This window comes from Arthrobacter sp. 135MFCol5.1, from assembly GCF_000374865.1.
Taxonomy (GTDB): Bacteria; Actinomycetota; Actinomycetes; order Actinomycetales; family Micrococcaceae; genus Arthrobacter.
Genome location: NZ_KB895457.1, coordinates 147,954 through 173,080, shown reverse-complemented (window position 1 = coordinate 173,080; position 25,127 = coordinate 147,954). Strand labels below are relative to the sequence as shown.

Here is a 25,127-nt window from a genome sequence, read left to right as displayed (position 1 = left end):
GTCCAAACGGCGGGGAGTCGCTCGTTCGCGTGCCGCCGGGGCACGGTCAGCTGCGTTTCGACAGGCCCACAACCTGTCAGCCTGCGGCGGCGGGCTCCTCTTCAAGGACTTTCACAGGCTCAAGGCGGACGATGACGGCTTTGGACGCCGGGGTCTGGCTTCCCTCCGCGACGCTCTCCAACGGGACCAGGACGTTGGCCTCGGGGTAATACGCTGCGGCGCAGCCCTTGGCAGACGGGTAGGACACCACCCGGTAGTTGCGCAGGACCCGTGCCACGTTGTCCTTGTAGACGCCGTGGATGTCCACGTGTTGCCCGTCGGTGAGGCCCAGTTCGGCAAGGTCCACGGGGTTGACGAACACTACCTCGCGGCCTTTCTTGATGCCCCGGTAGCGGTCGTTGTTGCCGTAGATGGTGGTGTTGAACTGGTCGTGCGAGCGCATGGTCTGCAGGATGAGGGTTCCGGCCGGCCGGTCAACGTGTTCGAGTTCGTTGACGGTAAGCATGGCCTTCCCGGTTGGGGTGTTGAAGGTACGGGAATCCCGCGGACCGTTGGGCAGCACGAACCCGCCCTTTTGCCTCACTTTGGTGTTGTAGTCCTCACAGCCAACCACCACGCGGGCGATGTGGTCCCGGATGAGGTCGTAGTTCTTTTCGAACCCGGCCCAGTCCGCGGACGTCCGGTCCCCCACCGTGGCGGCGGCAAGCCGGCACACGATGGCAACTTCGGAGAGCAGCCCGGGGGCCACCGGCTCCACGACGCCATGGCTGGCATGGACGGCGCAGACAGTGTCCTCCACCGAGACGAATTGTGGGCCGGAGTCCTGCCGGTCGATCTCGGTCCGGCCCAGGGTGGGCAGGATCAGGGCCTCGGCCCCGGTCACGGCGTGGGAGTGGTTGAGCTTGGTGGAGATTTGGACGGAAAGTTCAGTGTTCTCCATGGCCGCTTCGGCGGCTTCGGTGTCTGAAATGGCGCCCACGAAGTTGCCGCCAAGCCCTACGAAGACCTTGACGCCGCCGTCGCGCATTCCACGGACGGTCTGGACCGCGTCCAGGCCGTGGTCGCGCGGCGGCTCAAACTGGAACTCCCGGCCAAGGGCGTCCAGGAAGGCCGGCGGCATCTGTTCCCAGATTCCCATGGTCCGGTCGCCCTGGACGTTGCTGTGGCCGCGGATGGGCGAGGCGCCGGCACCGGGCTTGCCGATGTTGCCGCGCAGCAGGAGCAGGTTGATGATCTCCTTGATGGTGGCAACGCCCTTTTTCTGCTGGGTAATGCCCATGGCCCAGGTGATGATCACCTTGTCCGCCGCCAGGTAGCGGGCCGCCAGTTCGTCGATTTCCTCAGACCGCAGGCCGGTGGCTTCCAGCACCGCGGCCTCGTCCAGGTGGGCCAGGTGCGCCCGCAGTTCCTCGAGACCGTCGCAGTGTTCGGCAAGGAATGCGTGGTCCAGGACTTTACCGGGGTTGGCGGCCTCGGCGTCGAGCACGCGCTTGGACACCGCCTGGAGCAGCGCCATGTCACCGCCGATGCGCACCTGCAGGAACTGGTCGGCGATTTGGGTGCCGTGGCCGATGATGCCCTTAACCTTCTGCGGGTTTTTGTAGCGCAGAAGTCCGGCCTCGGGCAGCGGGTTGACAGCGACGATATGGCCGCCGGCTTCCTTGGCTTCTTCCAACGCCGTCAGCATCCGCGGGTGGTTGGTGCCCGGGTTCTGGCCCATGACGATGATCAAATCCGCCTTGCCGAAGTCATCGTAGGACACGGTGGCCTTGCCCACGCCGATGGTCTGCCCCATGCCCCACCCCGAGGATTCGTGGCACATGTTGGAGCAGTCGGGGAGGTTGTTGGTGCCGTAGGCGCGGATGAACAGCTGGTACAGGAAGGCTGCTTCGTTCGAGGTGCGGCCGCTGGTGTAGAACGTGGCCTGGTTGGGGTCCGGGAGGGACTTGAGCTTGTCAGCCATGATCTGGAAGGCGCGCTCCCACGTCACCGGGCGGTAGTGGTCCTCCCCCGCAGCCTTGTAGACGGGCTCGGTGAGCCGGCCCTGCATGCCCAACCAGTATTCGGACCGCTTCCGCAGTTCGCTGACCGGATGCCCTGCCCAGAATTCGCTGCCGACCACCACCGGGGTCGCCTCCCAGGTGACGGCTTTGGCACCGTTTTCGCAGAACTCGAACGTCTTGCGGTGGCCCGGATCAGGCCACGCGCAGCTCATGCAGTCGAAGCCGTCCTTCTGGTTGAGGGCCAACAGGGTTTTCCGCGACCGTTCCACACCCATGTGCTGGACCGCCGGCTGCATCGAGTGGTAGACGCCCGGAACTCCCGCGGCCCAGGTCTTGGGGTGGCCGGTCACCTCGAGATCGGACTCTTCCGGTTCTTCGACCTTCGGGTTCTCGCGCGCCACAACATGCTCCTTGTTCGCCGGCTCCCGGAAGGACCGGCTGGATTGGCGGATATGTCACTCCACAGTTGTTGAGCATTCCCGTGAAGTCAAGCACCAGGGCCCTGGCGTAGGCTGGTTCCCACGGCTGAAGCAGGCGGCCATTGTTTCCTTCCGTGCGGAGCCCTTTTTTCATGTCCGACGAACCTGCCCTTCGCGCCCTTGCGGCCTCGTCCTTCTCCCTGGACAACCTTCGGGAAGGCCAACTGGCCGGCATGGCCGCCCTCACCGGGGGCCGCGACGTCCTGGCCGTCATGCCCACGGGATACGGAAAGTCCGCCATCTACCAGGTTGCAGCCCTGCACCTTCACAACCTCACCGGGCGTCCCGCCGTCGTGGTTTCTCCGCTGATCGCCTTGCAGGAGGACCAGCGTGAATCGCTGGTTGCGGATCTGGGGCCAGATGCCGCCGTCGCCATCAATTCCGCACACAGCGACGCCGACGTCCACGCCGCCTGGCAGTCGGTGGAGGACGGCAGGGCCGTGTTCGTGTTCCTGGCCCCGGAGCAGCTGGCGCGGCCGTCAACGGTGGACCGGCTCAAGGCTTTGGATGTGTCCCTGTTCGTGGTGGACGAGGCCCACTGCGTCTCCTCCTGGGGCCATGACTTCCGCCCGGACTACCTGGGCCTGGGCACGGTCCGGGAGCAACTGGGCAACCCGCCCGTGGCCGCGCTGACCGCCACGGCTTCCCCTCCGGTGCGCGATGAGATCGTGGAGCGGCTGGCCATGAAGGACCCGCTGGTCCTGGTCCACGGCTTCGACCGGCCCAATATCAGCCTGGCTGTGGTCCGGCACCACAAGGACAAGGACAAACGCAAGGCGGTGATGGGGCAGGTGGCGGACCTGGCCCGGACGGGAAAGGGCCTCCTGTACGCCGCCACCCGGAAAGACACCGAAGAGTACGCGGCGCGGCTGGCGGCAAAGGGGCTGCGCGCCGAGGCTTACCACGCCGGCCGGCGCGCCGCGGACCGGGAACGCATCCACGAGCTGTTCCTGCATGACCAATTGGATGTGGTGGTGGCCACGACTGCTTTTGGCATGGGCATCGACACGCCGAATGTCCGCTTCGTGGTCCATGCCGACATTCCAGAATCGCTCGACGCCTACTACCAGGAGATAGGCCGCGCCGGCCGCGACGGAAACTCCGCGGCCGCCGTGCTGCATTACCGATCGGAGGACCTGGGGCTGCGGAAATTCTTCAGCAGCCGCTCGCCCGATCCCGGTTCGCTGCTGGCGGTCCTGAAGGTCCTCAAAGCCGCCAAGGCTCCCGCGCCGAAGTCATCCCTGGCGGAACTGACGGGCCTCCCGGCCCGTCGCATCACGGCGCTGGTCAACCTGCTGGAAGAGATCGGTGCCGCAAGCAGCGGGAAACGTGGAGTCCGCCTGACCTCCAAGGCCAAACCGGCAGCGCTGGTGCAGGACGCCGTGGAGCTCGCCGAAGCCCGGCAACGCGTGGACCAGTCCCGGCTGGGCATGATGCGCGCCTACGCCGAGGCGGACGGCTGCCGGCGGCGGTTCCTGCTGGGCTACTTCGGCGAGGACATGCCTGAACCGTGCGGAAACTGCGACGCGTGCACGGCGGAAGTCCACCGAGCAGCTGCGCCTCCGGCCGGCAAGGACACGGACGACGACGGCGGTCCGGCGTACAGCGCCGGTGCACCGTTCCCGCCACAGTCCGCAGTGGTGCACAAGGAGTGGGGGCCGGGCCTGGTGATGCGGGAGGAGGGGGACGTCATCACGGTGCTGTTCGAACAGGAGGGGTACAAGACGCTGTCGCGATCCGCCGTCGTGGAGCACCATCTCCTGAAGCCCGCTTAGGTAGGCTGGGGTAACCTCCGACGAAAGGCCCGCCGCGTGGAAACCCCTGCCTACGCCTGGATCCTGACCATTGTGGTTATCGCAGGGCTGCTGGCCTTCGATTTCTTCTTCCATGTCCGGAAGGCCCACACCCCGTCCCTGAAGGAATCGGCCGTCTGGTCCGCCATCTACGTGAGCATTGCGGTGCTGTTCGGGCTGGCTGTCCTCATCTTCGGCGGGCCGGACATGGGCACCGAATACTTCGCGGGCTATGTCACGGAAAAGGCCTTGTCCGTTGACAACCTCTTCGTATTCCTCATCATCATGGCCAGCTTCAAGGTGCCGCGCGCGGACCAGCAGAAGGTGCTCCTGTTCGGCATCATTTTCTCCCTGATCGCCCGCACCGCGTTCATCTTCCTGGGCGCCGCGCTGATCAACAGTTTCGCCTGGGTCTTCTACATTTTCGGGCTTATCCTGCTGGTCACCGCGGGCCACCTGCTTAAACCGGATGACCACGACGACGACTCCGACGGCGTTGTGGTGCGGCTCGCCAAGAAATTCCTGCCGGCCTCCGAACACTACGACGGTGACAAGCTGTTCACCGTGGAGAACGGCAAGCGGGTGCTGACCCCCATGCTGCTGGTGATGGTGGCGATCGGCGGCACGGACATCCTGTTCGCCCTGGATTCCATTCCGGCGATCTTCGGCCTGACCCAGAACGTGTTCATCGTCTTCACGGCCACGGCGTTCTCGCTGATGGGCCTGCGCCAGCTGTTCTTCCTCATCGACGGCCTGCTGGACCGGCTGATCTTCCTCTCGTACGGGCTGGCCGTCATCCTCGGTTTCATCGGCGTGAAGCTGGTCCTGCACGCCCTGCACGAGAACACCCTGCCGTTCATCAACGACGGCGAGCACGTCAACGTGGTGGAAGTCAGCACCGGGGTTTCCCTGGGCGTGATCCTCGGCGTGCTGCTGCTGACGATCCTGGCGTCGGTCTTCAGCCCCAAGGGCAAAGCCAAGAACGCTGTCTCCGGGGCCAGGCGGCACGCCGTCGAGTACCTTGACCTCAACTACGAGACCGACATGGCGGAACGGGACAAGATCTTCGCCAAGATGTGCCGCGAAGAAGACCAGATCCGCAAGCTTCCGGAAAGGTACAAGCGGCTTGTCCGGCACGAAACGGAGTTCCTGGAACTGCTGCGCAGCGCCCATGAGGAGCACGACAAGGCCCAGGTCAGGGCGGCCGCGGCCGAAAGCTGAACCAGGGCCGCCGCTGCGGGGCGGATTACCGGCCCAGCGCAGCCGCGCCGCCTGCCAGGCTGGTGATCCGGCCCCAGTCCTTGGCCGCGACGGCGTCTGCCGGGGTGAGCCAGCTGCCGCCGACGCAGGCCACGTTGGGCAGCTTGAGGTAGTCCGGCGCGGTGCCCGGGCTGATGCCGCCGGTGGGGCAGAACCGGACGTGCGGGATGGGCGCCCCGATGGCGGCCAGGTAGGACGGCCCGCCTGCAGGCCCGGCGGGGAAGAACTTCATCGCATCCAAACCGGCCTCCAGGACGGCCATTACCTCCCCGACAGTGGCGACGCCGGGCAGCACCGGGACGTCCAGGGACAGCATGTGGGTGAGCAGCGCGGGGGTGACACCCGGGCTTACCAGGAACGAGGCCCCCGCCTGGACTGCGGCGTCCGCCTGCCCAGGCGTGAGGATGGTGCCGGCGCCCACCAGGATGTCCGGCACCTCCTGGGCGATCAGCTTCAGCGAGGTCAGCGCCGAGTCCGTGCGCAGGGTCAGCTCAATGATCTTCACGCCGCCGTCCACCAGGGCACGGGCCAGGGGCACCGCATCCTGGGGGTCGTCGATGGTGACCACCGGGATGACAGGTGACACGCGGAGGACGCCTGATGCGTCAGCCATGGTGGATCTCATTTCCCAGGCCGTCCGGCCCGTTGGTGTCGATGGTGCGGCAGTCCTCAGGGAAGGTGGCTGCGGCGTGGGCAGAGGTCTGCTCGAACGTGGGGATGAGGCCTGTGCCGCCTTTGCCTCCGACCACCAGCGAGGAAGCCGCCGCACCATACCGGACCGCCGTCGGGAAGTCGTCGCCCAGCACCAGGCGTGCGGTGAGCGTGCCCACAAACGCGTCCCCGGCGCCGGTCTGGTCCACTACCGCGGGCGCCGGAATGGCCGGTACCCACGCGGACTGCACGCCGGTTTCGCCGGACCATTCGAGCTGGACGCCCGTGGCGCCACAGGTGACAGCTACGTTGGCGGCCCCCATCGAGCGCAGCTTCGCGGCCGATGCTTCGGGCGAGGAAACTCCCAGCAGGGCTGCCGTCTCGCCCGGGAAGGATGGCGTCACCAGGAAGGCCTGTGCGGCAAGTTCGGTCAGTGCCGCCGCCGCGTCCACAGCGGTGGTGAGCCGGGGCCGGTAGTTGGGGTCGTAGACAAAGCGTTTGGCTGCGGACGCGGCCTTGACGACGGCGGCGCGCGCCGTCGTCGAAATGGCGCAGGTGATGCCGCCCGCCACCACCGCGCCGGCCGCGCCGAAGACGTCCGGGTCGACATCGTCCGGCCCAAGGGTGGACCCGACGCTGCCGCTGCGGGCGTAGGTGAATTCGCGTTCGCCGTCGGGGTCGCTGTGCACCAGGTAGACGCCCTGCTGCCCGCGACGGAACGTCAACTGGTCGGTGACGATCCCCAGCTCGGCGATCCGGGCCGCGATGGCCTGACCCAGGTCGTCGTCCGTGAGCACGGACAGCAGGCCCACGCGGGCACCCGCTGCTGCGGCGGCTGCAGCGACATTGAGGGCGTCTCCGGAGATGCCCAGCCGTGCTGGTACGCCATGGCCGAAGGGCTGGTCGGTGGCGACTTCGATGAGGATCTCCCCCATCACCACCACGTCAAAGGTTTCAAAGGCTGCAGTGTTCACCAGTCGTACACCGATCCGTCCAGGCGCCGCTTGACAGGCGCGTTCTTGGGGTCGAAGGGAAACCGCGCGGAGGCGCCCCGTTGAACTCTACGCCCAGCCCGGCAGGCCGCGCCCGGTCCATAAACCTGTCCGTCAAGGTGCTGGAAAGCGCGCAGCCCTTTTTGTCGGCCCTCCTTGCTAGGTTTGATTCCAGGCCGGGGGAACCGACTCCGGGCCCGCAAACAGTTGGGGAGGCCCCGTGTTTCTGCTGGACGCTGCCGGTCATGATGCCGGATCCGACGCGCCGCCGGACCTGGTCTTCTCCGCCAGCGACCTTGTGGCGGCCTCCGAATGTGAGTACCGCACACTCCGGATCCTGGACGAAAAGCTGGGTCATGCTCCCAAGGCGGAGTTCCCCGTGGACGAGATGCAGAAGCGGGCCGGCGAACTGGGCGACCGGCATGAACAAACCGTGCTGGCCAGCCTGGTGGCCAAGTATGGCCCGTGGGATGCCAGCCGGGGTTCGGGTGTCTACTCCGTGGAACGCGGCCTGAACCTGCGCGGTGAGCTGCAGGCAAAACATGCTGAAACCGAACTTGCCCTTCGCTCCGGGGCCGACGTGGTGTTCCAGGCAACTTTCTTCGACGGCGAGTTCCTGGGCTACGCCGACTTCCTGGTCAACGAGGCCGCAGGCACCGGAAACCCGGGCCGGTACGAGGTCTGGGACACCAAGCTTGCCCGGCACGCCAAGGTGGGGGCCCTGCTGCAACTGGCTGCCTACGGCGACCAGCTTCTCGGGATGGGGCTGGATCCCTCCCCCGTCGTCACGCTGGTGCTGGGGACCCGTGTCGGCGACGACTGGCTCCGAAGCAGCCATTCCCTGCCGGACCTGCTTCCGGTCTTCCGCGAACGGCGCAGGCGTTTCCGGTACCTGACGGCCGGCCACCGCGCCAAAGATGCCCCTGTGCAGTGGCAACAGCCCGGCATCGTGCATTGCGGCCGCTGCGACTACTGCGCCGAGCAGGTGACCCGCCACCGGGACCTCCTGATGGTCGCCGGGATGTCCGTCGTCCAACGGCGGAAGCTTCATGCCGCCGGAGTCACCACCATTGACCAGCTCGCGGCCATGCCCGCCCCGGATGCACAGGGGTCACTGGCCCGCCTCCGCGCGCAAGCCCGGATGCAGCTGGGCTTGGACACAGCCGCAGGATCCCGCACGTTCATGAAGGACGGGGAGCCTCATACGGTCTCCTATACCGTCCTTGCGGACCACGCCGTCGGTTCGCTTCCCGCTCCGAGCGCCGGAGACATCTTCTTCGACTTCGAAGGCGATCCGCTCTGGCAGGATCCAGCCACCGGTGCCTGGGGAATCGAGTACCTTTTCGGGGTCATCGAGGCCCCCGGGACGGACCCCGCCAAGGAGCCCGCATTCCGTCCGTTCTGGGCGCATTCCCGCGCCGGTGAACGCCGCGCCTTCCTGGCTTTCCTTGACTACGTGGAGAAGCGGCGTGCGACGTACCCGGACATGCACGTCTATCACTACGCCGCCTACGAAAAGACAGCCCTGCGGAATCTTTCCCTGGTGCACCAGGCAGGCGAGGACACGGTGGACGACTGGCTTCGGCAAGGACTGCTGGTGGACCTCTACGCCACGGTCAAGCATTCCATCCGGATCTCCGAGGCCTCGTATTCCATCAAGAAGCTGGAACCGCTGTATATGGGAGACAACCTGCGGTCCGGGGACGTCAAGGATGCCGGCGCCTCCGTGGTGGCATATGCCGCTTACTGTGCCGCCCGTGATGCCGGCCGCCGGGACGAAGCCGATGCCGTCCTGGCGTCCATTTCGGACTACAACCGATACGACTGCCTTTCCACCCTGCGGCTCCGGGACTGGCTGCTGAAGATCGCCCCGACGGCGGTCCCAGACACCCGGTCCGCCCGGCTGCCGGTGAACACCGCGGAACCGGCACGGGCCGGTGGGCCGCCGGCCGCCACCACGCCTATCGGAAATCCCCCGCCCGACGACCTCCCGGACGCGCCGGACGAAACCCCCGAGGAACTGCAGCTGCGCGGGTACCTCTCGGCCCTTCCCGATGACCGGCCCTGGACCGATGATGAGCGGGCCGTCGCCATGGTGGCAGCGGCCACCGGCTATCACCGGCGTGAGCGGAAACAGTTTTGGTGGCAGCATTTCGACCGCGTCGAAGCGCCTGTGGAGAACTGGGCGGACCAGCGGAACGTGTTCACAGTGTCATCGGCGGAGGTCATTTCGGACTGGGCCCTCGCCAAACCACGGGAACGGATGCGGACCAGGGTCTTGCAGCTCCGCGGCACCATGACGGAAGGTTCGGATTTCCGGGTCGATTCCAACTGGTGCCGGCTCTATGAAGCCCCCGGGCCCGAGGGCATGGCTGCCCCGAATGCAACACCACAGGCCAAGGCCTATGCCTTCAAGACCCGCATCCACGACCTCGCGGCGGCGCCGGACAACCCGGAGCACACCATCATCACTATCTCGGAGCGGGAATCCGGAAAGGTGGCCGCGTACCCGCACCTTCCCATAGCGCTGACCGAGGACACCCCCATCCCAACAGACAACATTGAGGCCGCCATCGCGGAACTTGCCAGGACTGTCGGCTCCACCGTGCCCGGACTGCCCGCACAGCCGGGCCTGGACATCCTGCGCAAGGTGCCTCCGCGGTTCCGCAGCATGGGCGCCCCGGCCGGGGTCCGGCACCTGCCGGACGGCACCGTCGACTACGCCGGAGCCATTGCCGCATCCCTGCGGGACCTCGATACCTCATACCTGGCCGTTCAAGGACCCCCGGGAACGGGCAAGACCCACATCGGCGCGCATGTGATCGGCGAGCTGGTGCGGGCGGGCTGGAAGGTGGGGGTGGTTGCGCAGTCGCACAATGTGGTGGAAAACCTCCTCTGCCGTGCCGTCGAGGCGGGCCGCGTGGACCCTTCGCTTGTGGCCAAAAAGCTCGCCGCGCCCCACTCTGTCCCGTGGACGGCAACGGATGAGCGTGATGTGGGACGCATGCTGGCCGCACCCGGCGGCTGCCTGGTGGGCGGCACCGCATGGACCATGACCGGCAAGGAAGTCCCCGCCGGGTCCCTGGACCTGCTGGTGATCGACGAAGCCGGCCAGTTCTCGCTGGCCAACACCCTGGCGGTCTCCCGCGCGGCGAAACGCCTCCTCTTGTTGGGCGATCCGCAGCAGCTCCCCCAGGTCACGCAAGGGGCACATCCGGAACCTGTGGACGAATCAGCCCTGGGCTGGCTCGCCGCGGGGCATGCGACCCTCCCCGCAAGCCTGGGCTACTTCCTCGCCGATACCTGGCGGATGCACCCGGAGCTGTGCAGGGCAGTTTCGAACCTCAGCTACGACGGCAAGCTGCAGTCCGCACCGGCCGCGGGCCAGCGCGAACTCGATGGGCTGCCGCCCGGGGTGGAGACGGTGTTCGTCAACCACAGTGGCAATGCCACAGCGTCCAAGGAAGAGGCGGAGGAAGTGGCGCGGCAGGCGCGCCGCCACCTCGGCCTGAAGTGGACCTCCGGCCCGGACGCGGGGTCACGCCCGCTGGAGCAGCAGGACCTGATGGTGGTGGCCGCCTACAACGCCCAGGTGCATTTGGTCCGGAGAGCGTTGGCCGAAGCCGGGCTGCCGGAGGTGAAGGTGGGCACGGTGGACAAGTTCCAGGGCCAGGAAGCCCCGGTAGTGTTCGTCTCCATGGCGTGTTCGGCGGTAGCGGAGGCTCCGCGCGGCGCGGAATTCCTGCTCAACCGGAACCGCATCAATGTGGCAGTCTCGCGCGGGCAGTGGCGGGCCGTCATCATCCGCTCCCCCGAGCTCACCAGCTATATGCCGCACAAACCGGCGGCACTGGAGGAACTCGGCGCCTTCATCGGCCTCAGCCCGCGGGAGTAGTCGCGGCGGGCGCCGGGGGGCAAGCTTGGGACGGGGCGGTCAGTGCGCCCGGAAACCGCGGAAGTGTCCCCCGGCCCGGGACGTTGCCCCGTCCACCCGTTCCACCCGGCCCGGGGTGCTGCCGGAGTTGAGCCACTCCAGGAGCTGCCGGACCTTGGGCTCGGGTCCTTCGGCCACGACTGACACCGATCCGTCGTCGAGGTTGGCCACCTCACCGGACAATCCCAGTTCCTCCGCTTTGGCCATGGTCCAGTACCGGAAGCCCACACCTTGGACCATGCCGAGCACCCGGGCATCCAGCCGCACGGCATCCCCAGCCGAACCGTCCTTCGGTGTCCCTGCGTGCCTGCCCATGGTGTTCCTCCTGGGGACCGGCCAACTTCCTGACGGCCGCGGCACCTAACGCACTGAAGGCGCGGCTTCCTGCCAGGGCCGGGAGGAGATACCGGCTAGTTGATGGTGATGTCGCGGGTGGCGTGGTTGTAGCGGATGGTCACCGTGCCGCCGGCGTGGTGCAGTTCGTGGTTGGGGCCGTCAAACGCACCGAAAGCACCATAGTTTTCGTCCCACGAGCGGTTCAGGGCGATCTTGAAGGTGTAGTAACCGGCAGGAAGCTCGGCGCTCTTCTTCCAGAGCTGGTCCAGGAAGTCGAACTCCATCTGCGCTTCGTCGTACTGAGGCGCCCAGTTCTCCGGTGCGCCCAGGATGGTGTTGAAGTCGCCGGCCAGTGCCACGGCCTCCGGCTGCGGGTGGGTTTCGACATCCGGACCCTCGAACGGTTCGGTTGCGGGCACCGCGGTTTCGGCCTTGGCCTTCGCCGGCGCCTTCTTCCGGACAGCCTTCACCACAGGTTCCACGGCGTCTTCGATGGCCTTGGCGGCCTTGCCCACAGCGGCGGCCGCCTTCTTGGCCGGCGCTTTCCTGGCGGGAGCCTTCTTCGCCGCTTTGGCGTCATCCTTGGCGGGAACTTCCAGGACGGAAGCAGCTGCGGAGACCGTGCGGACAAAGCCTTCGGGAGCGGTGGGGACCGGCGTGTCGGCAGGGACGGGCGTGCCGGCGTCGAGCGCTGACCCGAAGGAAACCGCGTCAGGGAAGGCAACCGTGGCGCGCATCCCGTCCTCGGTGATGGTCCAGCCGGTACGGCCCTTGACCAGCCAGCCGGCCTTGACCAGTTTGGCGGTCGCCGAGGTAAGGGTCTTGTGGCCGCGGGGAATTCCGCCGCTGAGGAGTTCGGCTTCGTGCTCGTTGAAAGGGACGCGGGCCGTTGCTTCCGCCAGGACCTGGCCAGCATTCAGTGCATCGCCGGACCACACGCCTTCGGTCAGGACATCCAGGACGGTCTTGAGACGAAGATAGGTGTTTTCTGCGGTGGACTTGGCCATGATTCCCCTTATATAAAAGCGATCGGTCTTAGGCATCTTGCCAACTGCCTATTAAATCGCGCGACTTTAATTGGTTAACTCTGCGTGTCGTGACCGACTATGAAGCGGATAGTCCCGCAAGTGAGGCGGAGGTCTCGGGTAAGGGCCGGCTGCATAACCCTCAAGCGCTGACATGGGTGCTGCCTTGCACTCCCCAGACACGCCTGCGGCTCTCAGTTTACCGGCCCGGGAGCCGCACTGTTGCCCGCGGCACAGCGGGTGCTCAGGCGGTGGCTTCCCGGCTGTTCAATTCCTCCAGCAGCTCAGCTTTCCGCTCCTCCGAGGCGAAGGAAGAGTGGATGGAATTCGCCGCCAGGCGGGCCCTGTCAAAGTCGGACAGCTCAAACACCGCGGTCAGTTGGGCGAAGTTGTCATCCACGTAACCGCCGAAGTACGCAGGATCGTCCGAATTGACCGAGACGTTCAGGCCCGCGGCCAGCATGGCGGGCAAGGGATGGTCAGCGAGCGTGTCCACTGCCCTCAACCGCACGTTGGACAGCGGGCAGACGGTGAGGGGAACCCGGGCATCAACCAGGCGCTCCACCAGGTCGGCGTCATCCATGCAGCGGATACCGTGGTCGATGCGTTCCACGCCCAGGAGGTCCAGGGCCTCAATGATGTACGACGCCGGGCCTTCCTCCCCTGCGTGCGCCGTCAGCCGGAGGCCGGCCGCGCGGGCCTTTGCATAGAGCCGCTTGAACTTGGAAGGCGGGTTTCCGACCTCGGCCGAGTCCAGGCCGATGGCTCCGATGGGAGCGTCCATGGCCAGCAGCCGCTCCACGACTTCCAGGGCCGAGTCTTCCGGAAGGTCCCGGAGGAAAGCGGCAATGAGCATGGTGGAGATGCCGTAGTCCTCCCGGGACGTGGCCAGGACCGAGGCCACGCCGTTGACGCATGCTTCCAGCGGGACGCCGCGGGACAGGTGTGCCTGGGGGTCCATCATGATTTCGGCGTGCCGGACACCGGCGGCGGCCGCCCGCTCAAGGTAGGCACGGGTCATGTCCGCGAAGTCCTGCTCGGTACGCAGCACGGCCATGTTGGCGTAGTAGAGGTCCAGGAATGACTGCAGGTCCGTGAACTCGTACTTTTCGCGGAGTTCTTCCAACCCGGAGTAAGGCAGGACAATGCCGTTGCGCTCGGCCAGGGCAAAGATGAGCTCGGGCTGAAGCGTACCTTCGATATGCAGGTGCAGTTCGGCCACCGGGAGGGGCTTGGTGGGGACCGCGGGTTCCGCGGGGACCGCTTCGGATTCGGGCATGGTGCTGCCGCCGGCGTAGGTTTCCATCCGGACAGGATAATGCCCGGCGGCCGAATCACCACTAGAGTCAAACCAATGCAGAACGCCAAGCACACTGATGACCTGCAGGACCCGGCTCCCAGCCCCGCCGCGGACGGGTTTGTCCGGGTCCGGGGAGCGCGCGAGAACAACCTTCGGAACGTCGACGTGGATGTCCCCCGTGACGCGATCGTGGCGTTCACCGGCGTCTCGGGCTCGGGCAAGTCGTCCCTGGCGTTTGGCACCATCTACGCCGAGGCGCAGCGGCGCTACTTCGAATCCGTCGCCCCGTATGCCCGCCGCCTCATCCAGCAGGGCCACAACCCCAAGGTGGAGCTGATCAGCGGGTTGCCGCCCGCCGTCGCACTCCAGCAACGCCGCGGCGCCCCCAGCAGCAGGTCCACGGTGGGGACCGTCACTACGCTCTCCAACTCGGTGCGGATGCTCTTCTCGCGCGCCGGCACCTACCCGGAGGGCAGCCCACAGCTGGACTCGGATGCCTTCTCCCCCAATACGGCCGCGGGTGCCTGCAGGGAGTGCCACGGCCTGGGTGTGGCGCACACCGTCACCGAAGCCTCGCTGGTCCCGGACCCGTCGCTGAGCATCCGCGAGGGTGCCATCGCCGCGTGGCCCGGCGCCTGGCAGGGAAAGAACCTGCGGGATATCCTCACCCACCTGGGCTACGACGTCGACATTCCCTGGCGGAAGCTGCCCAAGAAGCACCGCGACTGGATCCTCTTTACGGAGGAGCAGCCGGTGGTGGAAGTCACTCCGCAGCGCGACCGCGTGGCCAAACCGTACAAGGGCCGGTTCTGGAGCGCCAGGAGCTACGTCCTCCACACCCTGGCCGATTCGCAGAGCGCGTCCATGCGCGAACGCGTGCTTGCATACATGGAATCCGGTCCGTGCCCCCTGTGCGGTGGCAGCGGCCTGCGGCCTGAGGCCTTGGCAGTGACGTTCGCGGGGCGGACGATCGCCGAGCTCAACGCGGTACCACTGACAGAGCTGGCGGGCATCATCCGCCCCACCACCGAGCTGGCCTCAGCCGAGACGGCGTCCAGGAAGCAGTCTTCCGGCGAAGCCAACGAGGTGGCCGTCGCCATCACCCGCGACCTGCTGCAGCGCGTCACCGTTTTGCTGGACCTGGGGCTGGGCTACCTGGCCTTGGGCCGCTCCACGCCCACGCTCTCCCCCGGCGAGATGCAGCGGCTGCGGATCGCCACCCAGCTGCGCTCCGGGCTGTTCGGCGTGGTCTATGTGCTCGATGAGCCCTCTGCAGGGCTCCATCCTGCCGATGCAGAGCCCCTTTTGGAGGTGCTGGAGCAACTGAAATCTTCCGGCAATTCGGTGTTCGTGGTGGAGCACAACATGGACGTTGTCCGCCACGCCGATTGGCTGGTGGACGTGGGTCCGCGCGCCGGCGAGGGCGGCGGCGAGGTGCTCTACAGCGGTCCGGTGGACGGGCTGGCCGGAGTGGAGGATTCGGTCACCAGGCCGTACCTGTTCCCGGATCTCTCCGGTCAGGAAGCAGACGACGACGCCCCGGGCCGTGACCGCGAACCGGCAGGCTGGCTGGAGCTGCGGGACATCAGCCGCCACAACCTGCAAGGCCTCGACGCTGAGTTCCCCCTGGGTGTCCTGACCGCTGTCACAGGCGTCTCCGGGTCCGGCAAATCCACGCTTGTCAGCCAGGTCCTGGCCGAGGTGGCAGGCGGCTGGCTGCGTCCCGACGGGCCGGGCGCCGTTTCCACGGGCGGCGCAGCCGACGGCGGAGTGGACGAAGGGGAGCTCAGCGCCCCGCTCAGCGTCGGCCCGGTGTCCGGACTGGAACACATCGACCGGCTGGTAAAAGTTGACCAGAAACCGATCGGACGGACCCCGCGTTCCAACCTGGCCACCTACACCGGACTCTTCGACGCGGTCCGGAAAGTCTTCGCCGCCACGGACGAAGCCAAGGCCCGCGGCTACGGCGCCGGGCGGTTCTCCTTCAACGTGGCCGGCGGACGCTGCGAGACCTGCCAGGGCGAGGGGTTCGTGGCGGTGGAACTGCTGTTCCTGCCCGGCAGCTACGGCCCATGCCCGGAGTGCGGCGGGTCCCGCTACAACCCCGAAACCCTTGAGGTGGAATATCACGGCCAGAACGTGGCCCAGGTCCTGGCCATGACCGTGGACGCCGCCTCCGAGTTCCTGGCGGACGTTCCTGCCGCGGCGAGGAGCCTTACCAGCCTGCGCGACGTCGGCTTGGGCTACCTGCGGCTGGGACAGCCCGCCACGGAGCTTTCCGGCGGCGAGGCGCAGCGGATCAAGCTCGCCACAGAACTGCAGCGGGCGCAGCGCGGACACACCCTCTACCTGCTCGATGAGCCCACCACCGGGCTGCACCCTGCGGACGTGCAGCTGCTGATGGCACAGCTCCACGGCCTGGTGGACGCCGGAAACTCCGTGGTGGTGGTTGAACACGATATGGCCGTTGTGGCCGGCGCTGACTGGGTCATTGATCTTGGGCCGTCCGGAGGGGACAAAGGCGGCAGCATCATGGCCGCGGGCACACCTGCGGCTGTCGCGCAGTCCGTGGAAAGCCGGACCGCTCCCTACCTGGCAACCGCACTCGGCCAGGAAACTGCCAGCCAACACCCGGCCCGGTCCCGATTTGATAACGCCAAGGCTATGTCTTAGCGTGAAATGCATGCCCGTTTGGCGGGCTTTTTGATTGCCCGGTGCTGCCTCCACCAGAACTGCCCAGCGGCAGCCACCGACGTTGACCTCTATTTGTCAGGGGTGGGCAGTAGCGCGACGATCTCCGGGGACGGAACCAGCGCTGGTGGCCCTCGGGAGCATCACATCATGAACAACACCAAATTCCGTACTGCCGCACGCCGTGGAATCACCCTTGCCGCCGTCTCAGCGGCAGGCCTGGCCCTCTCCGCCACCGCCGCAAACGCGGCAACCCCCACCTCCACCTGGGACTCGCTGGCCCAGTGCGAGAGCGGTGGCAACTGGTCCACCAACACCGGCAACGGCTTCTCCGGCGGTTTGCAGTTCACCTCGAGCACGTGGGCTGCCTACGGCGGCACCGGCTCGCCGGCGGACGCCAGCCGCGAACAGCAGATCGCGGTGGCCGAAAGGGTCCAGGCTTCCCAGGGCTGGGGCGCATGGCCCTCCTGCGCGTCGCAGCTCGGCCTGAGCGGCGGGGGCGGTGCACCGGTGCAGAGCGCGCCCGTCCAGAGCGCCCCGGTCAAGCAGGCCACGCAGGTGCAGAGCGCACCTGTGCAGCAGGCACCGCGGCACGCAACGTCCGTTCCGCTCAGCGGTGAAACCTACACCCTGCAGGCCGGCGACACCCTGAGCATCGTTGCCCAGAAGCTGGGGATCCAGGGCGGCTGGCAGCACCTTGCCGACGCCAACCTGGATACCATTTCCGATCCGAACCTGGTGTTCGAAGGACAGGTCATCCAGCTCCCCGCGTAACGGCAGCGGCCTTGGCCTCACCGCCTCCCAAGGCGCCACAGACAGGTCGGCGATAGACAAATTCCGTTGACCAAAGACGACGCCGGCACGCCCCCACAAGGGGTGTGCCGGCGTCGTTCTTTTTAAGCCGGTGTCCGCTGCCGCGGCGGGGACGCGCCGGTCAGTCAGGCGGCGGGCAGTTCGCGGACGATCCGCACCTTCCAGGCGGAGTCGTCGCTGGTATCCAACAGCGCTACCGTTCCGTGCGCCAGGTTCAATGCCACCCGCTTGACGGCCAGCAGTTCCAGGTAGAGGTGCTCGTTCATGCGGCTGGGGGTGTCGATCATGTACTTCACGGCGTCGCGAACCTTGCGGTAGTTGGCGCTGCGTTCGCGGTGCATGTGCAGTTCCAGCGCGGAGCGCTGCTTGAGCCGGGGCTCGTGCCGGTTCAGCAGTGTCACGGCGCTGTGTACCGCGACGACGAGGGTGAGCGAGACGGCGTAGATCCACCATCCGCTCGAGAGCAGGAACAGGGGCAGGTTTCCGATGGCGACCAGCGCGATCACCACGCGCAGGGCGGCTATCCGGCGGACGGTCCGGGCGACGGCGGCCATGCCGTCGCGGAAACGGTGTTGGTCCTTCCGGGCGGCTGCGGGATCGATGGTGAACTCGTCGAGGACCAGGATGCCCTGGGCTTCGGGGCCGAGCATCTGTCCGTAGCGGGGCAGCGCCGGGCGGGCGGCGGCTGTGGACTTTTCAGGTGTAGATGTCATGAGTGAGCTTCCAAAACGCTGGGGTGGTTGCCGAGATCTTAGTGGTTTAACCTGGGAGCCGTATGTATGCGTCCAATATCTGGACAAGCTTGGTGGCGGAGACCGCGCCACGGGCGGGCCAGGGGATGTGGCCGCCGGCACAGCAATTGGCACTTCCGCCGGCTGCCGTCAGACTGAATGGATGCAAACTTTCCTCCCGTACCCTGACTTCCGCCAAAGCGCCGCAGCCCTGGACACCGCGCGGCTGGGCAAGCAGCGGGTTGAAGCGCTGCAAACCCTCCGTGCCCTGGTGATCCCCGAATACGGCTGGCAGACCCACCCGGCGATCCGGATGTGGATGGGCCACGTTCCTGCCCTCACCATGTATGGGCTCGCGATGGTGGACGAGTGGATGGAACGGGGCCACCCGGATAACACACGGGCCAACATCGCCGAGTTCGCGCCGCAGGCAGCCCACCCGGACTACGCCGCCAAGATCATCATGCCGCCGTGGCTCGGGGAGCCCGACTTCCACCTGAGCCACCGGTCCAAGCTGGTGCACAAGGAACCCAAGTTCTACGCCTCCGTTTTCCCGGACGCCATTCCGGCAATGGACTACGTCTGGCCGGAGCCGCGGCACGAATTCCTGCCGCAGGAGCCGGACGGAGACCTGTTGTGGATCCTCCGCGACCCTCACGACGACGTCGACCCGCAGTCGCTCACCACGGTGGCACTTCCGCCGGTGAACCGGAACGCCTCCGCAGCGGCGTCAGCCGGGGACGATGGTTACGCCCCGGTCTATGTTGACGACGGTTCCCGACGTCCGTCCCGCGCCCCGAAGAAGGCGCCGCCCAGGCCCCAGGTGAAGAAGCCCACCCGCAAACGGCAGGCGCAGGAGGAGGCATTCCGCACCCTCCCAGGGAAGACGCCCGTCGCTGTCCCGCTGGAACACGGGGCAAAGTTCGCGCTCGGCCAGGTAGTGGGCCGTCCGATCAACCTCGATGACGGCCGCTTTGGCAGGACTTTCGAGGTTTTGGAGATCATGGACCGTTCGGCATTCGCCTACCCCGCCCTGCTGCAGGACCCCCGGGTGTTCTTTCCGGTCGAGGCCCCGTAGCCATGACTGTTTTGCTGGCAGGGTGCGGCGACCTGGGCACCGAGGCGGGCCTGCGGTTCGCCGCCCTTGGCCACAGGGTCATAGGGTGGCGGCGGTCCCCCGAAAAACTGCCGCCAGCCATCGAGGGAGCCGCGGCAGACTTGGGATCCGCAGACCTGCCGCCGATCCCGGCGGACACCACCGCCGTCGTCATCGCCGTTGCGGCTGATGCCCCCTCAGAGGAGGCATACCGTGCTGCGTATGTACGCGGCGTGGCACATGTGCTGGATGCGCTGGAGCGGGACGGCGTGACACCGGAACGCGTCGTCTTTGTGTCTTCCACGGCGGTGTACGGGGACGCAGCGGGCGGCTGGGTGGATGAGGCCACGGAGCCGAACCCGGGTGGTTTCTCCGGGAAGGTGCTGCTTGAGGCCGAGGAGCTCCTGCACGGCCGGCTTTCCGGCAGGAGCGCCACCACGGCCCTCAAGCTGGGTGGCATCTACGGACCCGGCCGGACCAGGCTGATCGACCAGGTGCGGAGCGGCTCCGCCGTCATTCCGGACGATGTGCGCTACACCAACAGGATCCACCGGGATGACGCCGCGGCGGCGATCGTGCACCTGGCCACCATGGCGGATGTCCCTGCTCCGGTTTACATCGGCGTGGACGACGAACCGGCCGATCTGGGTGCCGTACTGCGTTTCCTGGCGTCCGAACTCGGGCTGCCCGAACCCCAGGCGGGCGATGCTGGTCCCGCCCGCGGCGGCAACAAGCGCTGCCGGAACGACTTGCTCCGAAGCACCGGGTTCAACTTCACGTTTCCCACCTTCCGGGAAGGGTACAGGGACGTCATCGCAGGGAACGGCAGCCGCCATCCGTAGCCCGGCCCCGTGCCCCAGTCGGTTCCACGTCGGGCGGCACATGCCAGGCTCTAAGTAAGGCAGGGAATGGAATTCAGGCAGATCATTGAAGCCACCGGCCAGCTGGTCGATTTTGCAGGGGTTGCGGTCATGGTGATTGGGGCCTTGGTGTCCCTCCCGCTGGCGATCCGCGGTTACCAGCCGCGGCAGGTCCCGGCCGGGGCGAAGAGACTGAGCTTCTACCGCTCCTACCGCCAGTCGCTGGGCCGTTCGATCCTCCTGGGCCTTGAATTACTGGTCGCTGCGGACATCATCCGCACTGTCGCGGTCACTCCGACGTTCGAAAGCGTCGGGGTGTTGGCCGTCATTGTGCTGATCAGGACCTTCCTCAGCTTTTCCCTGGAGCTTGAGATCACGGGTCGCTGGCCTTGGCAAAAGGACCCGGCGGCAGCCCACCCCGGAGCCTCCGCCCCTGCCGGATAAGGGCGCCTGAGGCCGCGCCGTCGGGCCCATCCCTGGCAGGGGCTAATCCGCGCCTGGGAATACAGGTTTGCGCTACGCCCCGCCGTTACCCTTGCAACGTCCGTTAGGCTTCAGCCATGGCTGAAACTCTTCGCACCAAAGCGTCCGAACTGCTCCGACTCCATCAGGCCCCTGAGATCCTTCAAGTGGTCAACGTGTGGGATGCCATCACCGCCAAAGTCATCACGGACGTCCCGGGCACCACCGCCCTCGCCACGGCAAGCCACTCCATCGCGGCCTCGCTGGGCTACGAAGACGGCGAGAACATTCCCGTCGACGAGATGATCGCCGCCGTTGGCCGCATCGCCGCCGCCTCGCATCTTCCCGTCAGTGCCGATCTGGAGTCCGGCTACGGCAACCCCGGGGAGACCACCCGCAAGGCCATCGGCGTCGGCATCGTCGGGGCAAACATCGAGGACCAGATGAGGCCGCTGGCGGATGCGGTCAACCAAATGTCAGCAGTGGTGCACGCCGCGTCAACGGAAGGGATCGATTTCGTCCTTAACGCCAGGACCGACGCCTTCCTCAAGGGCAAGGACCGGGACCCCGGCGAGGTGCTCGCGGACGCCATCGCCCGCGGCAGGGCCTTCCTGGACGTGGGTGCCACTACAGTCTTCGTGCCCGGGCTGCTTGATGAGCCTACCGTCACCGCGTTGGTCGAGGGTATTGGCTGGAACAAGGTCTCCGTCATCAACGTCCCCGGGTCCCTTCCCCCGGCCCGGCTGCAGGAACTGGGCGTAGCCCGCATCTCCTACGGTCCGTGGACACAGCGCGTGGCACTGACTGCACTGGCCGACACCGCGGCCGCGTTGCTCGCCGGCGGACAGCTTCCCGAGAACACGCGTCCCTTGAACTAGGAGCGTCGGCGGCCGTGCCCAGCGAAGGAGTCGATTGACTGTGACCGGAAGTGCAAGTGCGGCAGGAGTGTGGCCGCGGCCTCCGGAACTTCCTGCGCCGGTGTTCTCCGACCAACGCTGGCTTGAGGCCGTTTTCCTTCACTGGCGTATCCCGGAGGCGGAGGCAGCGGCGTTCATGCCTGAGGGAATCCGGCCGGACGTGTTCGACGGCAGTTCCTGGGTGGGTTTGATCGGCTTTCGCATGGAGCAGGCGGGGCTTGGGCGCGGCCCAGGCGTTCCGTACTTGGGCAGCTTCAACGAGGTGAACGTCCGGCTGTACTCCCGTGAGCCGGACGGGACCCGCGGAGTGGTGTTCCTGAGCCTGGATGCGAACCGGCTGCCGGTGGTCCTGGCCACACGGGCGGCTGGCATCCCCTACGTCTGGTCGCGTATCCGGCAACGTCCGCCCTTTCCGGACGCCAGGAGCCGAACACAGCATCCCGGCGGAGACGCTGCCGGGTCCACTGATGAATTTCCAGTCGGCTACACCGTGCGCCGGTTTGGCAGCACGGGAGCACGGAGCGACTTCGTGGTCGTCCCCAAGCTCCGGGAGCCGGCCACTGATTCCCTGTCTGTCTTCCTGACCGCGAGGTTCGGGATGCACGGCCGCTTTTTGGGCCGGACCGCCTACGTGCCGAACACCCACCAGGCGTGGCCGCTCTTCCACGCGGAGGTGCGGCAGCTAACCGATGGACTGATTGGAGCTGCCGGGATCACTGTTGACGGGCCGCCGGATTCAGTGCTCTATTCGCCGGGAGTCCGGACCAGGTTCGGACGGCCGCGCATGATCGGTGGGCCCGGATAACAGCGTGTCCGGGCCCACCGCAAGGCTGCTAAGCCAGGCCGGCTTTCCGGAGCGCCTCGGCCATGGCCGTATTGCTGCCGGGCTGGGGTTTGGGAGCCGACCGGACAGAGCCGGGCGCTCCGGCCGCTTGCTTTGGCTGTTGGCGGTCGGGGCGGCCACCACGCTCGCCGCGGTCAGGTTTTCCGCCGCGCTCAGGCTTTCCGGTCCGCTCCGTCTTACCGGCGCCCGGGCCGCGCCGCCCCGAAGCTGCCCCGCCGCCGGCCGGTTCGTCGTCGAGCCTTAGGGTCAGCGAAATCCGCTTCCGTTCCGGATCAGCCTCCAAGACTTTGACGCGCACCACTTGCCCGGACTTGACCACCTCGCGGGGGTCGGAGACGAACCGGTTGGCCAAGGCCGAAACGTGAACCAGTCCGTCCTGGTGCACTCCCACGTCCACGAACGCCCCGAACGCCGCAACGTTGGTCACCGTCCCCTCCAGGACCATGCCGGGCTTGAGGTCCGAGATCTTCTCGATCCCCTCCGAGAAGGTGGCTGCGGCGAAGGCGGGGCGTGGGTCCCGGCCGGGTTTATCCAGCTCGGCCAGGATGTCCTTGACCGTGGGGAGCCCGAAGGTATCGTCGACGAAGTTCCGGGGGTCCAGGGATGTCGCGGGCGCCGACCCGGCGGCCACCAGAATCTTCCTCGCCACGGCATACGATTCCGGGTGCACGCTCGAGGCGTCAAGCGGTTCCGCTCCCCCGGTGATCCGGAGGAAGCCGGCGCATTGCTCGAACGCCTTGGCGCCCAGCCGTGGGACCTTCTTCAGGTCGGTCCGCTTGGAGAAGGGCCCGTGTTCGTTGCGGTACGCCACGATGTTTTCACTCAGCAACGGTCCGACGCCGGCCACCCGGCTCAACAGCGCGGGTGAAGCCGTGTTAACGTCCACGCCCACGGCGTTCACGCAGTCCTCCACCACGGCGTCAAGGCTACGGTCCAGCTTGGACGCTGTCACGTCATGCTGGTACTGGCCCACGCCGATGGACTTGGGATCGATCTTGACGAGTTCGGCGAGTGGATCCTGCAGGCGCCGGGCAATGGACACGGCGCCGCGGAGCGAAACGTCCATCCCCGGGAGTTCGGCGGCTGCGAGCGCCGACGCTGAGTAGACCGAGGCGCCGGCTTCCGACACGACGAGCTTTTGTGGCTTTCGGTCCACGTCCGGCAGCAGCTTGATCAGTTCCGCGGCGAGCTTGTCCGTCTCGCGCGACGCGGTCCCGTTGCCGATCGCCACGAGTTCGACCGAGTGCCGGCGGGCCAAGTGCACCAGGGTGGTTAGGGCTTCGTCCCATTTTCGCGCCGGCGCGTGCGGGTACACCGTGTCCGTGGCGACGACTTTGCCGGTACCGTCCACGACGGCGACTTTCACTCCGGTCCGCAGCCCGGGGTCCAGTCCCAGGGTGGCTCGGTTCCCTGCGGGGGCGGCCAGGAGGACGTCGCGCAGGTTGGCGGCGAACACCCGCACCGCTTCGTCCTCCGCTGCGGCGAACATCCGGCCCCGGAGGTCGGCGGTGAGCCGGGCAAGGACGCGGGAACGCCATGCCACCTGGGCGGTCTGCAGCAACCAGGCGTCGGCGGGACGGCCACGGTCAGCGACGCCGAGGAACCTGCCCACCGCGGACTCGTAGCGTGCCCGGGCGGCGGTCAGCGCGGCGTCGTCGGAGGGATCGGCTTCGGCGAGATCCAGGTCCAGGATGCCGTCTTTCTCGCCGCGAAGCAGCGCCAGCACCCGGTGGGACGGCATCCGGTCCGGGGCCTGCGCAAATTCGAAGTAGTCAGAGAACTTCTGGCCCTCGGATTCTTTGCCCTTCTTGACGCGGGACACCATCCGGCCCTGGCTCCACAGCCGGTCCCGCAGGGTGGCGGCAAGATCCGGATCCTGGGCCACCCGCTCCACCAGGATGGCCCTGGCGCCGGCGAGCGCGGCGGCGGCATCGCCAATGGAGTGCTCACTGTTGAGGTACTTTGCGGCCTCCCGTTCAGGGTGGAGGTCCGGGCGCTTCAGCAGCGCGTCCGCGAGCGGTTCCAGTCCGGCTTCCCGGGCAATCTGGGCCTTGGTGCGTCGCTTGGATTTGAACGGCAGGTAGATGTCCTCCAGCCTGGACTTGGTGTCCGCCGCCAGGATCGCCCTGCGGAGTTCCGGCGTCAGCTGGCCTTGCGCCTCAACCGCTTCAAGCACTGTTCGACGCCGGTCCTCGAGTTCGCGGAGGTAGCGGAGGCGTTCGTCGAGGTCGCGGAGTTGGGTGTCGTCGAGCGTCCCCGTGGCTTCCTTGCGGTACCTGGCGATGAAGGGGACTGTTGACCCGGCGTCGAGCAGTCCTACCGCCGCCTTCACCTGCCAGGCCTTGACCCCCAGTTCATCGGCGATCTGGCCGTAGATGGGGTCCTCGGCGGTCACGGCTGAGGAGGTGGAAGCGGGGGAAGGCACAGGCTGTTGGGTCACCAGAACATCTTGCCCTACCGGCCCGCATGGCTCCACCGCGGCCGGCACTGACCGGCAAGCGCCAGCAAAAGCGAGTATTCCACTCGGGCCCGCAAAGTGCTGTAGTGGTCTTGCAGTCACTGGCACCCATGCTCGAGGAAGAGGCCACCATGCGGGAACTGCTTGTCGTGTTTCAGGAGGGGTTTGAAGAAGCCAACATCACCGTGACGGTCAACGGCAAAGTTGTGCGCAGGGACATGGATGTTTCCACCAATCCGTTGCTGGGCATCGCCTCTGAAGTTTCGGTGGAGCTTCCGGCCAAGGGCGCCCAGGTGGGAGTTGAAGTCACCAACCGCGGGCTCAAGGCCATCACCAAGGTCAGCGGCAGGCCCAAAAGCGTGCTGGTCTCCATTGAGGACGGCAGGCTGCTGATGCGGGAGGGCACTGGCCGTGAGGCCGTGATGTGAGCCGGATGCCGACTCACAAAGTGGCTCTGGCAGGAGTCCATTCGTTGGAGTATC

At 66.9% G+C, this 25,127-nt stretch carries 19 protein-coding genes; 11 read left to right on the top strand and 8 right to left on the bottom strand.

Annotated features, from left to right (window positions below; all coding sequences use genetic code 11):
• Positions 1-76: 76 nt before the first annotated feature.
• On the bottom strand, positions 77-2,404 hold the full coding sequence (locus C563_RS0111720) for an FdhF/YdeP family oxidoreductase (RefSeq protein ID WP_018762247.1): 2,328 nt from the start codon (positions 2,402-2,404) through the stop codon (positions 77-79).
• Positions 2,405-2,574: 170 nt separating this feature from the next.
• Between C563_RS0111720 and C563_RS0111715 the strand changes: the two genes are divergently transcribed.
• The gene (locus C563_RS0111715) at positions 2,575-4,257 is read left to right on the top strand and encodes a RecQ family ATP-dependent DNA helicase (protein WP_018762246.1); all 1,683 of its coding nucleotides are present in this window, start codon (positions 2,575-2,577) and stop codon (positions 4,255-4,257) included.
• Between the two features lie 36 nt (positions 4,258-4,293).
• Positions 4,294-5,496: a TerC family protein gene (locus tag C563_RS0111710; RefSeq protein WP_018762245.1), complete on the top strand. Its 1,203-nt coding sequence runs from the start codon at positions 4,294-4,296 to the stop codon at positions 5,494-5,496.
• 25 nt (positions 5,497-5,521) lie between these two features.
• Here C563_RS0111710 and eda read toward each other — a convergent pair whose 3' ends face one another.
• The gene (gene eda / locus C563_RS0111705; RefSeq protein WP_018762244.1) at positions 5,522-6,148 is read right to left on the bottom strand and encodes a bifunctional 4-hydroxy-2-oxoglutarate aldolase/2-dehydro-3-deoxy-phosphogluconate aldolase; all 627 of its coding nucleotides are present in this window, start codon (positions 6,146-6,148) and stop codon (positions 5,522-5,524) included.
• Complete coding sequence (locus C563_RS0111700) at positions 6,141-7,160, bottom strand: PfkB family carbohydrate kinase (protein WP_018762243.1); 1,020 nt, start codon at positions 7,158-7,160, stop codon at positions 6,141-6,143. The genes eda and C563_RS0111700 overlap by 8 nt, the downstream gene beginning before the upstream one ends.
• A gap of 238 nt (positions 7,161-7,398) precedes the next feature.
• Between C563_RS0111700 and C563_RS0111695 the strand changes: the two genes are divergently transcribed.
• Positions 7,399-11,073, top strand: coding sequence for a TM0106 family RecB-like putative nuclease (locus C563_RS0111695; protein ID WP_018762242.1), 3,675 nt, complete (start codon positions 7,399-7,401; stop codon positions 11,071-11,073).
• Between the two features lie 39 nt (positions 11,074-11,112).
• On the opposite strand, the gene C563_RS0111690 is transcribed toward C563_RS0111695, so the two are convergent.
• The 3 genes from C563_RS0111690 to C563_RS0111680 form a co-directional block, all read right to left on the bottom strand.
• The gene (locus C563_RS0111690) at positions 11,113-11,427 is read right to left on the bottom strand and encodes an acylphosphatase (RefSeq protein WP_018762241.1); all 315 of its coding nucleotides are present in this window, start codon (positions 11,425-11,427) and stop codon (positions 11,113-11,115) included.
• A 95-nt stretch (positions 11,428-11,522) separates the two neighbouring features.
• On the bottom strand, positions 11,523-12,455 hold the full coding sequence (locus C563_RS0111685; RefSeq protein WP_018762240.1) for a pullulanase X25 domain-containing protein: 933 nt from the start codon (positions 12,453-12,455) through the stop codon (positions 11,523-11,525).
• Positions 12,456-12,717: 262 nt separating this feature from the next.
• Entirely contained in the window at positions 12,718-13,779 is a 1,062-nt protein-coding gene (locus C563_RS0111680) for an adenosine deaminase (RefSeq protein WP_018762239.1), read from the bottom strand.
• Positions 13,780-13,827: 48 nt separating this feature from the next.
• Here C563_RS0111680 and C563_RS0111675 point away from each other — a divergent pair, with 48 nt between their 5' ends.
• Complete coding sequence (locus C563_RS0111675) at positions 13,828-16,446, top strand: excinuclease ABC subunit UvrA (RefSeq protein WP_018762238.1); 2,619 nt, start codon at positions 13,828-13,830, stop codon at positions 16,444-16,446.
• A gap of 168 nt (positions 16,447-16,614) precedes the next feature.
• Positions 16,615-17,238 carry a LysM peptidoglycan-binding domain-containing protein gene (locus C563_RS0111670; RefSeq protein WP_018762237.1) on the top strand — a complete coding sequence of 208 codons (624 nt, stop codon included), beginning with the start codon at positions 16,615-16,617 and terminating at the stop codon, positions 17,236-17,238.
• A 164-nt stretch (positions 17,239-17,402) separates the two neighbouring features.
• On the opposite strand, the gene C563_RS0111665 is transcribed toward C563_RS0111670, so the two are convergent.
• Entirely contained in the window at positions 17,403-17,990 is a 588-nt protein-coding gene (locus C563_RS0111665; RefSeq protein ID WP_018762236.1) for a hypothetical protein, read from the bottom strand.
• Positions 17,991-18,171: 181 nt separating this feature from the next.
• On the opposite strand from C563_RS0111665, the gene C563_RS0111660 reads away from it, so the two are divergent.
• The 5 genes from C563_RS0111660 to C563_RS0111640 all read left to right on the top strand — a co-directional run bounded on the left by C563_RS0111660 (position 18,172) and on the right by C563_RS0111640 (position 22,148).
• Entirely contained in the window at positions 18,172-19,086 is a 915-nt protein-coding gene (locus C563_RS0111660) for an MSMEG_6728 family protein (protein ID WP_018762235.1), read from the top strand.
• A 2-nt stretch (positions 19,087-19,088) separates the two neighbouring features.
• Positions 19,089-19,946: an SDR family oxidoreductase gene (locus tag C563_RS0111655; RefSeq protein ID WP_026264712.1), complete on the top strand. Its 858-nt coding sequence runs from the start codon at positions 19,089-19,091 to the stop codon at positions 19,944-19,946.
• 66 nt (positions 19,947-20,012) lie between these two features.
• Positions 20,013-20,408, top strand: coding sequence for a DUF1622 domain-containing protein (locus C563_RS0111650; protein ID WP_018762233.1), 396 nt, complete (start codon positions 20,013-20,015; stop codon positions 20,406-20,408).
• A 116-nt stretch (positions 20,409-20,524) separates the two neighbouring features.
• A complete protein-coding gene (locus C563_RS0111645; RefSeq protein WP_018762232.1) occupies positions 20,525-21,304 on the top strand; it encodes an isocitrate lyase/PEP mutase family protein in 780 nt (259 codons plus the stop codon).
• Positions 21,305-21,404: 100 nt separating this feature from the next.
• On the top strand, positions 21,405-22,148 hold the full coding sequence (locus C563_RS0111640) for a DUF2071 domain-containing protein (protein WP_018762231.1): 744 nt from the start codon (positions 21,405-21,407) through the stop codon (positions 22,146-22,148).
• 28 nt (positions 22,149-22,176) lie between these two features.
• On the opposite strand, the gene C563_RS0111635 is transcribed toward C563_RS0111640, so the two are convergent.
• Positions 22,177-24,627, bottom strand: coding sequence for a Tex family protein (locus C563_RS0111635; RefSeq protein ID WP_018762230.1), 2,451 nt, complete (start codon positions 24,625-24,627; stop codon positions 22,177-22,179).
• A 128-nt stretch (positions 24,628-24,755) separates the two neighbouring features.
• Between C563_RS0111635 and C563_RS0111630 the strand changes: the two genes are divergently transcribed.
• Positions 24,756-25,073: a hypothetical protein gene (locus C563_RS0111630; protein ID WP_018762229.1), complete on the top strand. Its 318-nt coding sequence runs from the start codon at positions 24,756-24,758 to the stop codon at positions 25,071-25,073.
• Positions 25,074-25,127 lie beyond the last annotated feature (54 nt).

Bases quoted from the DNA above. Each gene is read 5' to 3' on its own strand.
- C563_RS0111715 (WP_018762246.1), top strand. From the start codon at position 2,575: ATGTCCGACGAACCTGCCCTTCGCGCCCTTGCGGCCTCGTCCTTCTCC.
- eda (WP_018762244.1), bottom strand. From the start codon at position 6,148: ATGGCTGACGCATCAGGCGTCCTCCGCGTGTCACCTGTCATCCCGGTG.
- C563_RS0111690 (WP_018762241.1), bottom strand. From the start codon at position 11,427: ATGGGCAGGCACGCAGGGACACCGAAGGACGGTTCGGCTGGGGATGCC.
- C563_RS0111685 (WP_018762240.1), bottom strand. From the start codon at position 12,455: ATGGCCAAGTCCACCGCAGAAAACACCTATCTTCGTCTCAAGACCGTC.
- C563_RS0111680 (WP_018762239.1), bottom strand. From the start codon at position 13,779: ATGGAAACCTACGCCGGCGGCAGCACCATGCCCGAATCCGAAGCGGTC.
- C563_RS0111675 (WP_018762238.1), top strand. From the start codon at position 13,828: ATGCAGAACGCCAAGCACACTGATGACCTGCAGGACCCGGCTCCCAGC.
- C563_RS0111670 (WP_018762237.1), top strand. From the start codon at position 16,615: ATGAACAACACCAAATTCCGTACTGCCGCACGCCGTGGAATCACCCTT.
- C563_RS0111665 (WP_018762236.1), bottom strand. From the start codon at position 17,990: ATGACATCTACACCTGAAAAGTCCACAGCCGCCGCCCGCCCGGCGCTG.
- C563_RS0111660 (WP_018762235.1), top strand. From the start codon at position 18,172: ATGCAAACTTTCCTCCCGTACCCTGACTTCCGCCAAAGCGCCGCAGCC.
- C563_RS0111655 (WP_026264712.1), top strand. From the start codon at position 19,089: ATGACTGTTTTGCTGGCAGGGTGCGGCGACCTGGGCACCGAGGCGGGC.
- C563_RS0111650 (WP_018762233.1), top strand. From the start codon at position 20,013: ATGGAATTCAGGCAGATCATTGAAGCCACCGGCCAGCTGGTCGATTTT.
- C563_RS0111645 (WP_018762232.1), top strand. From the start codon at position 20,525: ATGGCTGAAACTCTTCGCACCAAAGCGTCCGAACTGCTCCGACTCCAT.
- C563_RS0111630 (WP_018762229.1), top strand. From the start codon at position 24,756: ATGCTCGAGGAAGAGGCCACCATGCGGGAACTGCTTGTCGTGTTTCAG.